The organism is Komagataeibacter rhaeticus (assembly GCF_011611525.1).
GTDB lineage: Bacteria > Pseudomonadota > Alphaproteobacteria > Acetobacterales > Acetobacteraceae > Komagataeibacter > Komagataeibacter rhaeticus.
The window spans coordinates 2,225,796-2,237,726 of the sequence record NZ_CP050139.1 but is presented as its reverse complement, the minus strand read 5'-3'; the positions used below and the strand labels follow the sequence as shown (position 1 = coordinate 2,237,726).

10 protein-coding genes and 1 tRNA gene are annotated in these 11,931 nt (G+C 63.3%); 5 read left to right on the top strand and 6 right to left on the bottom strand.

The features are described 5' to 3' along the window. The first annotated feature begins 90 nt into the window (after positions 1–90). From metX to bcsA, 4 genes are all read left to right on the top strand, one after another. Positions 91–1,260 (top strand): homoserine O-acetyltransferase MetX, encoded by a 1,170-nt coding sequence (gene metX / locus GWK63_RS10165; RefSeq protein ID WP_034933371.1) that lies wholly within the window; start codon positions 91–93, stop codon positions 1,258–1,260. A gap of 2 nt (positions 1,261–1,262) precedes the next feature. After that, entirely contained in the window at positions 1,263–1,868 is a 606-nt protein-coding gene (metW, locus tag GWK63_RS10160) for a methionine biosynthesis protein MetW (RefSeq protein ID WP_007399847.1), read from the top strand. Positions 1,869–2,180: 312 nt separating this feature from the next. Further along, a complete protein-coding gene (locus tag GWK63_RS10155; protein ID WP_034933368.1) occupies positions 2,181–3,518 on the top strand; it encodes a DEAD/DEAH box helicase in 1,338 nt (445 codons plus the stop codon). A 442-nt stretch (positions 3,519–3,960) separates the two neighbouring features. Further along, positions 3,961–8,532 carry a UDP-forming cellulose synthase catalytic subunit gene (bcsA, locus tag GWK63_RS10150; protein WP_039999744.1) on the top strand — a complete coding sequence of 1,524 codons (4,572 nt, stop codon included), beginning with the start codon at positions 3,961–3,963 and terminating at the stop codon, positions 8,530–8,532. 156 nt (positions 8,533–8,688) lie between these two features. Here the strand turns inward: bcsA and GWK63_RS10145 are convergent. The 3 genes from GWK63_RS10145 to GWK63_RS10135 all read right to left on the bottom strand — a co-directional run bounded on the left by GWK63_RS10145 (position 8,689) and on the right by GWK63_RS10135 (position 9,491). Continuing rightward, positions 8,689–8,778 (bottom strand) — tRNA-Ser (locus GWK63_RS10145). 155 nt (positions 8,779–8,933) lie between these two features. Continuing rightward, entirely contained in the window at positions 8,934–9,095 is a 162-nt protein-coding gene (locus tag GWK63_RS10140) for a hypothetical protein (RefSeq protein WP_156953916.1), read from the bottom strand. A gap of 60 nt (positions 9,096–9,155) precedes the next feature. Further along, entirely contained in the window at positions 9,156–9,491 is a 336-nt protein-coding gene (locus tag GWK63_RS10135; RefSeq protein WP_034933366.1) for a hypothetical protein, read from the bottom strand. Here GWK63_RS10135 and GWK63_RS10130 point away from each other — a divergent pair. Beyond that, complete coding sequence (locus tag GWK63_RS10130) at positions 9,490–9,726, top strand: hypothetical protein (protein WP_157771996.1); 237 nt, start codon at positions 9,490–9,492, stop codon at positions 9,724–9,726. The two genes, GWK63_RS10135 and GWK63_RS10130, sit on opposite strands and share 2 nt — an antisense overlap. A gap of 86 nt (positions 9,727–9,812) precedes the next feature. On the opposite strand, the gene GWK63_RS10125 is transcribed toward GWK63_RS10130, so the two are convergent. The 3 genes from GWK63_RS10125 to GWK63_RS10120 form a co-directional block, all read right to left on the bottom strand. Continuing rightward, entirely contained in the window at positions 9,813–9,998 is a 186-nt protein-coding gene (locus tag GWK63_RS10125) for a hypothetical protein (RefSeq protein ID WP_007399855.1), read from the bottom strand. Positions 9,999–10,110: 112 nt separating this feature from the next. Beyond that, a complete protein-coding gene (locus tag GWK63_RS17410; RefSeq protein WP_258365839.1) occupies positions 10,111–10,245 on the bottom strand; it encodes a hypothetical protein in 135 nt (44 codons plus the stop codon). Positions 10,246–10,586: 341 nt separating this feature from the next. Next, complete coding sequence (locus tag GWK63_RS10120; protein ID WP_007399859.1) at positions 10,587–11,750, bottom strand: lytic transglycosylase domain-containing protein; 1,164 nt, start codon at positions 11,748–11,750, stop codon at positions 10,587–10,589. Positions 11,751–11,931: the final 181 nt, after the last annotated feature.

Sequence of the window (11,931 nt, the reverse complement as noted above, 5' to 3'; positions counted from 1 at the left end):
TGCATGTGCCGGGCGGCGGTGCCATACGCAATGCCGGCAGGCGAACTGCCGCCTTCTTCACCGTTCCTGTTTACGCATGCCGGATACAGAATGGACCAGACCACGCCCGATACCAGCCTGTCGCACCAGAGTGTCACCTTTCCGGACGGACTGCGCCTGGACTGCGGCTTCCATCTTGCGCCGGTGGAAGTCGCCTACCGCACCTATGGCACGCTCTCGCCCGCGCGGGATAACGCCATCGTGGTCTGCCATGCGCTGACGGGGGACCAGTATGTGGCCGATACCCATCCGCTGACCGGCAAGCCCGGCTGGTGGACCCGCATGGTCGGCCCCGGGCTGCCGATTGATACGGAGCGGTTTTTCGTCATCTGCATCAACGTGCTGGGTGGCTGCATGGGCACGACCGGCCCCCGCAGTCCGCGCATGCGCGATGATGGAACCACCGAGCCATGGGGCACCGATTTTCCCCCCATCACCATCCGGGACATGGTCCGTGCCCAGAAGCTGCTGGTGGAGCATCTGGGCATTGACCGCCTGCTGGCGGTGGTGGGGGGGTCCATGGGCGGCATGCAGGTGCTGGAATGGTGCGCGACCTATCCCGAATGCGTGTTCGCGGCCATGCCGATTGCAACCTCACCCTTCCATTCGGCGCAGAACATCGCCTTCAACGAAGTCAGCCGGCAGGCCATTTTCGCCGATCCGCAATGGCATGGCGGCCGCTACTGGGAATGTAACGAGATCCCGGCCCGGGGCCTGGCGGTGGCGCGCATGATGGCGCATATCACCTATCTTTCCGAAGCGGCGCTGACGCGCAAGTTCGGCCGCCGCGTGCGCCACGCGCCGGGGCGCGCGGGGGCAGGGGAGCCGGGCTCCCTGTTCGGCGAGATGTTCGAGGTGGAGAGCTACCTGCGCCATCAGGGTTCGACCTTCGTGCGGCGCTTTGATGCCAATTCCTATCTGACCATCACCCGCGCCATGGATTATTTTGACCTCGGCGCCGAGCATGAGGGTGACATGTCACGTCCGTTCGCGGGCACGCGCACGCGGTTCTGCATTGTCTCGTTCTCGTCCGACTGGCTGTTCCCCACCTCGCAGGCCCGCCTGCTGGCGCGGGCGCTCAACCGGGTGGCGGCCAATGTCTCCTTTGTCGAGATCGACAGTGACAAGGGGCATGACGCCTTTTTGCTGGACGAGCCGGATTTCGACCGTACCATCCGGGGCTTCCTGTGCGGGGCCGCCGAACATGCCGGGATTGCCTGACCATGCGCCTTGACCAGCGCCTGATTGCCGGAATGATCCGGCCCCGCACCCGTGTGCTCGATGTGGGCAGCGGGGATGGCGCATTGCTGGACTACCTGTTCCGCAACAGCGGCTGTGACGCCCGTGGCATCGAGATCGACATGCGTGAGGTCACGCGTTCCGTCGCCCATGGCCTGCCGGTCATGCATGGCGATGCGGACCACGACCTGGCGCATTATCCGGACAACGCCTTTGACTACGTGGTGCTCCAGCGCACGCTCCAGGCGGTCGAACGCCCGCGGGAGGTGCTGCGCCAGATGCTGCGCATCGGGCGGTACGCCATCGTGTCCTTCCCCAATTTCGGCCACTGGCGGCTGCGCGTGCAGATGCTGGTGCGCGGGCGCATGCCCATGACCAGCGTGTGGAACACGCCGTGGTATGACACGCCCAACATCCATCCGTGCACCATCCTCGACTTCCTGACCCTGTGCCGCGACGAAGGCTATGTGGTGGAAGAGTGGATGGCCGTGGACGAGGACGGGGAACGCGCGCCATGGCGGCGTTCGATCCGGCTGGCCAACCTGTTTGGCGAACAGGCGCTGTTCCTGCTGCGGCGCAAGGACGGGTAGTCCCCCGCTGGGCATGCCGCCGCATGAAAAGACTTGCAGCCCCCCCGATAACGCGATAGAGCATCACGCTCGGGAACGGACCGCGCCTGTTACCTTGTGCTGGTTTGATTGCACGTGTCCTTGACGCGGGGGACACGACTGAAAGCAGACTGGACCGGCCTCTATCCCTAACATCATATCCTTGCGACGACAGAACGCGTGCCCCTGTGCATATAAGGGCCGGTATCGGGTATGTCTGTCGGTTCGCTCTTCGGGCATGCGGCACGCCGCAGGCCCCGCGGCCCTGTTTTTTCGCGCCAGGAGGCGCCCTTCATGACAACGTTTGCCGATCTTCATCTTGCAGAGCCGCTGCTGCGCGCACTGGACGAGGAAGGCTACACCCAGCCCACCCCCATTCAGGCTGGCGCCATTCCCTACCTGCTGGAAGGGCGTGACCTGCTGGGTCTGGCACAGACCGGCACGGGCAAGACCGCGGCCTTCGCGCTGCCCATCCTTGACCGTCTTTTCCGTGAAAAGGGCCGGGCCCACCCCAAGGGTGCGCGCGCCCTGGTGCTCGCCCCCACCCGTGAACTGGCATCCCAGATCGGGGAAAGCTTCGCATCCTATGCCCGCCACATGCGCTTCAGCCATGCCGTCGTGTTTGGCGGCGTGGGGCAGGGGCGCCAGATCGAGGCCCTGCGCCGTGGCGTGGACGTGCTGGTCGCGGCCCCCGGCCGCCTGCTGGACCTGATGGGCCAGGGGCATGTTGACCTGTCCGGCCTTGAAGTGCTGGTGCTGGACGAAGCCGACCGTATGCTCGACATGGGTTTCGTGCGCGACATCCGCAAGATTGTCGCGGCCCTGCCCACCGACCGGCAGACGCTGCTGTTCTCGGCCACCATGCCCAAGAGCATTTCTGACCTGGCGCACGGCCTGCTGCGTGACCCGGCAACCGTGCAGGTCACGCCGCCGTCCAGCACGGTGGACCGCATTCGTCAGGCAGTGATGTTTGTCGATACCGCCAACAAGCGCGAGGCGCTGAAGCTTTTGGTGGACTCGCCCAAGGTCGAGCGCGCCGTGGTGTTCACGCTGATGAAGCATGAAGCCAACAAGGTCGCCGCCTTCCTGGGCGAGCACGGCATCACGGCCGAAGCCATTCACGGCAACAAGTCACAGGGCGCGCGTGAGCGTGCCATGTCCGGCTTCCGCTCGGGCAATGTGAAGGTGCTGGTGGCCACCGACATCGCGGCCCGCGGCATTGATGTCGATGACGTGACCCACGTGTTCAACTACGACCTGCCCAACGTACCCGAAAGCTACGTGCACCGCATCGGCCGCACCGCGCGCGCGGGGCGCGAGGGCTGGGCCGTGTCGCTGTGCGATGCGGAACAGCGTGCCTGGCTGCGTGATATCGAGAAGAATATCGGCAAGGCCATTCCCGTGGTGTCCGAACATCCGTACCATTCCGAAGCGGCCGAACACTCCACCATGCGGCCGCCCGTGCTGGGCGGCGGTGGCCGGGGCCGTGGCGGCGGTGGCCGGCCTGGCGGTGGCAGGCCCCCCGGTGGTGGCCGTCCGGCTGGTGGGGGCAGGCCCCCCGGCGGCGGCCGTGGTGGCCGCCCCGGTGGCGGGGGCAACCGCCAGGGCAGCGCGGGTCGCCGCGCGGTCTGAACCACGCATTCCATGCCCGTGCCCCTGTGGGCGGGGCCGATTGCACGAAGGCATCCGGACCGTACGGTCCGGGTGCCTTTTCTGTCTGGGGGCCGTATTTTATGGCATGGAAGGATGCAACCACAGGTTTTATTGCGGAGGGACCAGATCCAGTCCGCCCACGGGCTGGTTAAACTGCATGTGAATGACCACTTCCGCTTCCTGACTGAAAATAAATCAGCCTGTCCGATAATGCCTTGCGGTTGGCCCGCTGGCTCCTCTAGTGTCGGCATCCATCGGGAAAGATGTCGGGGAGAAAAGGCTTTCGGTCATACCGCGCATGATAGGAAACGAAAATCCATCCATGCCGCAATGCCCCATGGCGCAGCGCCGCCGGGATGGCTGCCGGTATGGTTTTACTTCATTTGACGGGTTTTTATTCAGGTCGGTCTGGTTATAGAACATGCTCAGGGAATTGTGGCTGAAGTGGGGCGGAGAGGCGCTGTTGACCACGCCGCGGCGGCAGGCCTGGCTTATCGCGCTGCTGATGGTGGTGGGTGCGGTACTCTGCGTGTCCGTTGGTGACATCACCCTTGCGCCAGCCGAGCAGGCCTATATCTCGATCGGCACGATCACGCTTTTCTTCATCCTCAACCGCAGGCCGGGGCGGCACATCACCTGCATTCTGATGATGCTGTCGCTCTTTGTTTCCTTCCGCTACCTGATCTGGCGGCTGGGCAGCACGGTGGAGTTTCATGGACCGTTGCAGGTTGCCATGTCGCTTGCCCTGCTGGGGGCGGAAGGCTACGCGCTGTCCACCCTGTGCCTGAGCTATTTCCAGATGTCGTGGCCACTGGGCCGCAAGCCGCACCGCCTGCCCGATGACCCGGCGGACTGGCCGATGGTGGATGTCTATGTTCCATCCTACAACGAGGACCTGGAACTTGTCCGCTCCACCGTGCTGGGTGCGATGGACCTGCACTGGCCGGCGGACAAGCTGAACGTCTACATCCTTGATGATGGCCGGCGGAAGGCCTTCCGGGACTTCGCGGTGGAATCGGGCGCGGGTTACATCATCCGCGCCGAGAACAACCACGCGAAGGCCGGCAACCTCAACCACGCCATGCAGATCACGAAGGGGGAGTTCGTGGTCATCTTTGACTGCGACCATGTGCCTACGCGTTCCTTCCTGCTCAAGACCATTGGCTGGCTATGGGCGGACCCCAAGCTGGCCCTGCTGCAGACACCCCACCATTTCTATTCCCCCGATCCGTTCCAGCGCAATCTGGCCGCGGGCTATGACGTGCCGCCCGAAGGCAACATGTTCTATGGCCTGATACAGGACGGCAATGATTTCTGGGACGCGACATTCTTCTGCGGTTCGTGTGCCGCCATCCGCCGTTCCGCCCTGCTCAGCGTGGGTGGTTTCGCAACCGAGACGGTGACGGAGGATGCGCATACCGCGCTCAAGATGCAGCGCAAGGGCTGGGGCACCGCCTATCTGTGCCAGCCGCTGGCGGCGGGCCTTGCGACCGAGCGGCTGATCCTGCATATCGGCCAGCGCGTGCGCTGGGCGCGTGGCATGCTGCAGATCATGCGGCGGGACAATCCCATGCTGGGGGGCGGCCTGCGGTGGGAGCAGCGGCTGTGCTACCTGTCGGCCATGTCGCACTTCCTGTTTGCCATTCCGCGTGTGACCTTCCTTGTCTCGCCGCTGGGGTTCCTGTTCTTCGGGCAGAACATCATCGCGGCCTCGCCCTTTGCCATCATGGTCTATGCGCTGCCGCACATCTTCCATTCCATCATGACGCTTTCACGCATCGAGGGGCGGTGGCGCTATTCCTTCTGGAGCGAGATTTACGAGACATCGCTCGCGCTGTTCCTGATCCGCATCACCATCGTTACCCTGCTCCAGCCGCACAAGGGCAAATTCAACGTAACGGACAAGGGCGGGCTGCTGGCGCGGGGCTATTTCGATTTCAGCGCGGTCTATCCCAATGCGATCATGGCCATCATCCTGTTCGGGGGCATGGTGCGGGGCATCTGGGGCATGATCTTCCAGTATCACCAGAAACTGGCATTCCAGTCCTTTGCGCTCAACACGCTGTGGATCACCGTCAGCCTGATCGTGGTGCTGGCGTCCATCGCGGTCGGGCGTGAGACGCGGCAGATCCGCCACAAGCCCCGGGTCCGGGTCAAGCTGCCGGTCGAGGTCTGCTTTGCGGATGGCAGGGTATTCCAGGCGCACACTACCGACATCTCGCTTGGTGGCGCGGGTGTGACCATGCACCTGCCCGAACAGATCGAGACCCCGGTGGACATCACGCTGCGTTACAGCAAGCCCGATGACGGAATCGATATTGCGGTACCCGCGCGCATTCTGGGCCAGCAGCGTGGCTCCTGGCTGCACCTGCAATGGAAGCTTGATACCCTGGAAGAGGAGCGCGAGGTCGTAAGCCTTGTATTCGGGCGCAGCGATGCCTGGCATAACTGGGCCGATTTCAAGGATGACCGACCGTTGAACAGCATCTATCAGGTCATAAAAAGTATAGGTGGGCTGCTTGCGCCGCCCTATCTGTGGAGCCTCCCGTCAAAGGGGCAGGAAGAAAGTAGCGAAAGCGTGCACAAGGAAGAAACGCTGGAAAAGAAAAGCCTTGTGATTCCACCCGTGCCCCACAGGCTCGGCACTGGCATCATCATGCTGCTGGTGGGCGCCATGCTGGCCGCCATTCCGGCCCGGGCACAGATGCCGCCCGGCTACAGCCATACCGGCGTCTCGCACCTGACCCCGCTGGGGGATACCAATAGCGGTGACATCCCGCCCGCCACCGATACCCTGGACCAGAAACTGGCCGACCGGGTGGCCGATGCCGAAATTACGCGCACCATCGCGTTCCGTGACCTCAGCCGTTTTCCCGGCCCGCTGACGCTGCGCGGGTTTTCCCCCCTGCAGGGGGTGGATGTGGTGGTGCCCGCCAACCGCGTCGTAACCCATGCCACGCTGCACCTTTCGGGGGCGATTTCGCCCTCGCTGCTGCCAGAAGCCACGGCCATTACCGTGACCCTGAACGAGCAGTATGTCGGCACGATCCGCATCGATCCGGCCCATCCCACCTTCGGGCCGATCGAATTCAGCATAGATCCGCTTTATTTTACCGGGGACAGCAAGCTCAATTTCCGCTTTGCCGGGGAATACAGGCGGGACTGCAACGACCTGTACAATGATGTCCTGTGGGCGCAGATATCCGATCAGTCCACCATCACGCTGACCACCGCGCGCATCGAGCCGGTACGCAGCCTGAGCCGGCTACCCACGCCCTTTTTTGATTCCAACCTGAAGGTTGCCATGCGGGTGCCCATGGTGCTGCCGGGCAGTGCCATGGCGCCTGAAGTCCTGCGGGCTGGGGGGCTTGTGGCGTCCTGGTTCGGCAGGCTGGCCGATACGCGGCAGCTCACCTTTCCTGTTGCGCGCACCCTGCCCGATACGGGCAATGCCATCGAGATCGGCCCCCGGATTGCGATTGATGACCGGGGAACCCCGCCATCAGGCCCGACCCTGTTCGAGATTGCCAACCCGAACGACAAATGGGGCACCATCCTGGTGGTGACCGGCCGCACGCCGGCTGAAGTGGAGGTGGCGGCCAGGACGCTGGTTTTCTCCCCCGATACACTGGGTGACCTGCCGGGCGCGGTGGTGGAGGATGTGACCCTGCGTCCGCGCGTGGCCTATGATGCTCCGTCTTTCATTCCGACAGACCGTCCGGTCCGTTTTGGCGAGCTGGTGACGGCGGGCGACCTGCAGGCGGGCGGGTTTGCGCCCGATACCCTGCATGTGCCCTTCCATCTGCCGCCCGACCTGTACACCTGGCACCGGCTGCCGTTCCTGATGGATCTGTGGGTGCGTGCGCCGGGCAATCCGGTGGTGGACATAGCGGCTTCGCGCCTCGATGTCAGTGTGAACAATACGTATATCCAGAGCTATTCGTTGCTGAACAACAACCTGTGGCGTATCTGGTCGGAACGGATGGTGACCGAGCATGCCGGGGCCGTGGGGCATGTCACGGCCATTCCGCCATGGCTGCTGTTCGGCCAGAATGACCTGCAGTTCCAGTTTGATACCCGGCCGGTAGAGCGGGGTGCATGCCGCCGCACCCCGGATTCCCCGCATCTGGAAATCGATTCCGATTCCGTGCTGGATTTCCGGCGTGGGGTCCACTTCACCGAACTGCCCAACCTGTCCTATTTCGCTGAAATCGGCTTCCCGTTCTCCCGCATGGCGGATCTGGGGGAGACGACGGTCGTGCTGCCACCCGCGCCCGATACCGATACGATCGGCGCCTATTTCGACCTGATGGGTTTTTTCGGATCGGTGACATGGTATCCGGTATCGGGCATCCACCTGGCCACGACGGAAGATATCGCGCACACGCCGCCCGAGGGTGATGTCATCCTGCTGGCTCCGGTGGGGCAGATGGGAGCGGCGGCGACACTGCTTTCGCGCTCGGCCTACCGGATTGATGGCGACCATATCCGTGTCGGGCAGCAGACGGGGCTGCAGGGTATCTGGTACATCTTTCAGGACCGTGACGGCAGTGGCCTGCGCAATGGCGTGACGGCCAATCTGGACATGCCGGTACGTAACGCCGCGTTGATGATCGGCAGCGAGTCCCCCTATGCCAGCCACCGTTCGGTGCTGGCCCTGGTGGGGGATAATGGCATCCGCATTCACGAACTGGTTGCCAGCCTGCATGACCCGAAGGTGCTGCCCACCATACAGGGTGATCTGGTGATCAAGAACGGCGAGCATTTCACCACGTATCGCACATCGCCCACCTATACCGTGGGGCATCTGCCATGGTGGATGTGGGTGGACTGGTTCCTGTCGCGCCATCCGATGCTGATGTATCTGTGTGGTGTGACGGGCGCGGTCATGCTGGGGACGGGGGCATGGCTGTGGCTGCGCGCCCGCGCGCGCCGGCGTGTGAAGGCACAGGAAAAGCTGGATGAGGAGACCGCGCGGGGAGAACACCATTGATCCCCGCCGGGGCAGGCCACGGGCATCTGTCCCGGTCCTGCGCCGGGGCATGCCGGGCTGCCGCGCCATATCGGGCTGCGGACAGATACATGTCACGACCGCCCCATGCGATGAGGGGGGGGGGGCATGCCGTTCAGTCTGATTTTATGGGACATATGGCGGAGAGGGTGGGATTCGAACCCACGGTACGCTCACACGCACGGCGGTTTTCAAGACCGCTGCCTTCAACCGCTCGGCCACCTCTCCATAGGGTCTGTTTAGCCAGCTATTCCGCCGCCGTCTAGGGGTTCGGTTACACAAAAACCGCTGTATTCAGGCACCTGCGCCACCGCATCGGTGGCCGCCCGTTCCTGTCGTCATGAACGGTGAGCGCCGGTCTTCCGCTCCTGCGGGCATGGGGATCAGTGATCGGTATGGGGGCCACGGCTCCAGTGCTGGTGCGTGTTGCGATCCCGGCTGTCATTTTCATGCCAGTAGACCGGATGGTCATGACCCGGGTCGTGGCACCCGGCTACGAGCATGGCCATAATAAGGGATACGTACAGTCTGGTCAGGCGTGTCATCGCCACCTCCCGCGAGTGTGGCCACAACGCGGACAGGGGACGGGTGTTGCGGGCGCGTGATCAGTTCTTTTGTCCCTGCCGCCATGCCCCATGCTGCACCATGCACTGGGCATAGAAATTGCGTCGTGACGCCAGACTGACGCCAACGGTCGCGGATTGTGAGGAGACGTTCCCCAGCCCCTGGGCCGCGCATTGTGCATCGATGTCGCGGTAGGCACTGCCATTGCTGTCCATGGCTGGCGCGTAGCCACGTATATGGCCCATTTCCGTATTGACCTGGGTATGGGAATGGGGGCGGATATTCATGTTGATACGATGGGTACGGCTTTGTGCCCCGGTCGGGTTGATGGCGGTGCCCAGCATGCATAAGGCAAGCAGCAGGCGGATCCTGAACATGGTTTTCCCCGTGAATATGGACAAAGGCCCGGCGGTCTGTGACGCCATGCGGTTTTATGCCGCCGGTCAGGCCGGTTGCGGGCTATTTCTGTTCAAAAAGCGCCGATCCCGCCTGTACGTGATGGGCCGTACTGATGGTGGGATAGCTCACGGCCACGGCTGCCAGCAGGGCGAGACCCAGGAAAACAATCTTCTTCATCATGCCGCCATTACTTTTAATGAGAGGCAATACTGAAACCCGCCGCGTATCAAAAAGATGTCCGGCAGCTAACAATTTGTGTCAGCCGGATGAGAAATTATTTATATACCGCAGGCAACCGGCTACCAGCCCATCGTACCGGGGCCGCTCCATCCGCCGCCCAGACTGCCCCAGTCCCCCTGTGGTCCGCCATTTGTGTGGTCAGCGGCGGCGCGTGAATTGCGGTCCATGCGGGGATCACGGTCAACGCAGGCGGCCAGCCCGGCAGCAAGGCCAAGAACAACAAGCAGGGCTGGAAACGGGCGCATGGAAGCCTTTTACGGTTTGCACAACTACGGAAAACCCGCGCGCGGCAAGCCTACAGGCCCGGCACGGGGAAGGAAAGCCCGCCCTATGCGGACTTTCCCCCGCACTGTCAGTTCATGAAAGGAAAATGAGCGCGGTAGCCACGGCAAAGGCCGCGGCAATCATGGCGGGCCCCATGATATCCCAGCTTTCCGGTTTTCCTGTGCGATATGTGCCCGCATGGGCCGTGCGGCGCATGGTGGTGTGCATGAGCATCTGATCCTCCCCCAAAGGAGTGAATGACCGGCTTTTACCAGAAGGCGAGTGAGAGCCACAGCACCAGTGTCAGAAGAACCATGCCGATTCCGACAAGATCCATTGCCCTGATGGCTGAAGACCGGTCTGGCCCGGTCGATGCGCGGTAACGTGTTCCCATAACCATGGCAACCTCCTGCCGGGCATGAACAATCATCCCGGTCTGCCAGATATGGGATGGGGCCGTCCGTGCAAAAGGCAGTCAGGACGGAAAAGGGCATGTGCGGCATTTTTTCCGTTCACGATACCGGCATCACGCGATCAGGACCGGTATGCCGCCATTTTCAGCCATGCTTTCACGTATGGGCCGCAACCGTGAAGCAGGCCATGGCATGGGCATGCAGCGTCTGGCAGGTATCGGATGCCTCCGATGCACCAAAGCCGACCAGGCGGGCACGATACAGTACGCCTGACGCCGCCGGCACCGGCATGACGACCGCCGCCAGCGCGGCCGGCCGGGCACCGATCAGCAGGCGGGTGCGCGCCAGTGCCTGCCGGGCCTCGGCATCGGTGGAAAAGGCGCCGACCTGCACGCCCCATGTCCCGTTCCCGCCCGCACCCGCGTTGTAGTGCACGGCCTGAATCACGGCGGGGCGGTAGGCCGTGTCGGGCACGGGGGCCGGCACGACCCGGTCGGGCAGGACGGTATCCTGCGCCATGGCCCTGTCCGTGTCATTCACGGTCCGGGACGGCTTCATGTCATCTCCCGCATCGCCATGGGGGGTATCCTGATCCATCAGGCAGGGGGCCGTGGGGTCATAGGCGGCATCGGCATTGCGCAGGCAGCCATCCGCCGTGCGCGACAGGGACGGCGTTGCAGCCGCGGGCGGGGCATGGGCCGCGTTCATGTCCGCGCCATCGGCCCGGGCCAGCATCGTGGGGCCGCTGGCGGGGCTGCCGGTCAGGCCCGGCGGCAGGTCGGGGCCAAGGCCGGGCGTGATGGCCGCCACATATTCCATGGTCTCGGCGGGAAGGGGATCACCGTTCTGGCGCCATGCGGCGACACGCTCGGGGCCGGCATTGTAGGCGGCCAGGAAGTCCGGCGTGCCGAAGCGGTCATACATCTGGCGGATATATGCCGTGCCCGCCATGATGTTGTCATGCGGTTCATACGCGTCATCCCCCAGTGCGTACTGGGCCTGCATGTCGGCATAGGTTTCGGGCATGAGCTGCATGAGCCCCATCGCCCCGGCGCCCGATGTTGTCAGCTGTCCGTCCAGATACTGCCTGCCGCCCGATTCCTGCTGCATCACCGCGCGGATCCATGCGGTCGGGACCGAAAAGCGGGTTGCGGCTTCCTGTATGTAAGGCTCCCACGGGTCATCCGGCGTGCCGGGGGCCACGTAAATGCGTGACTGTCCCGTTACGGTCGGACCACGGACAATGCCCGAAGGCGCTGCCGTACAGCCGGCCAGCGCCAGTGCGGCCAGCGCCACCAGTCCCGCTTTGTAGTCGCGCATTGCCGTAAGTCTCATCATTCTGCTGTGGGGCCGTGATCCGTTTATATAACAGGCTGTTTCAAAATCCTGCCCTGCAAATGTCCGGCAAATCATAAAGAAGTTTTTGGTGAAGCTTTTTTCAAAAAGCTTCGAAGCATGCTGCCTTTGTGAAATAAAGGCAGCACTAAAAACTTTTATCTTT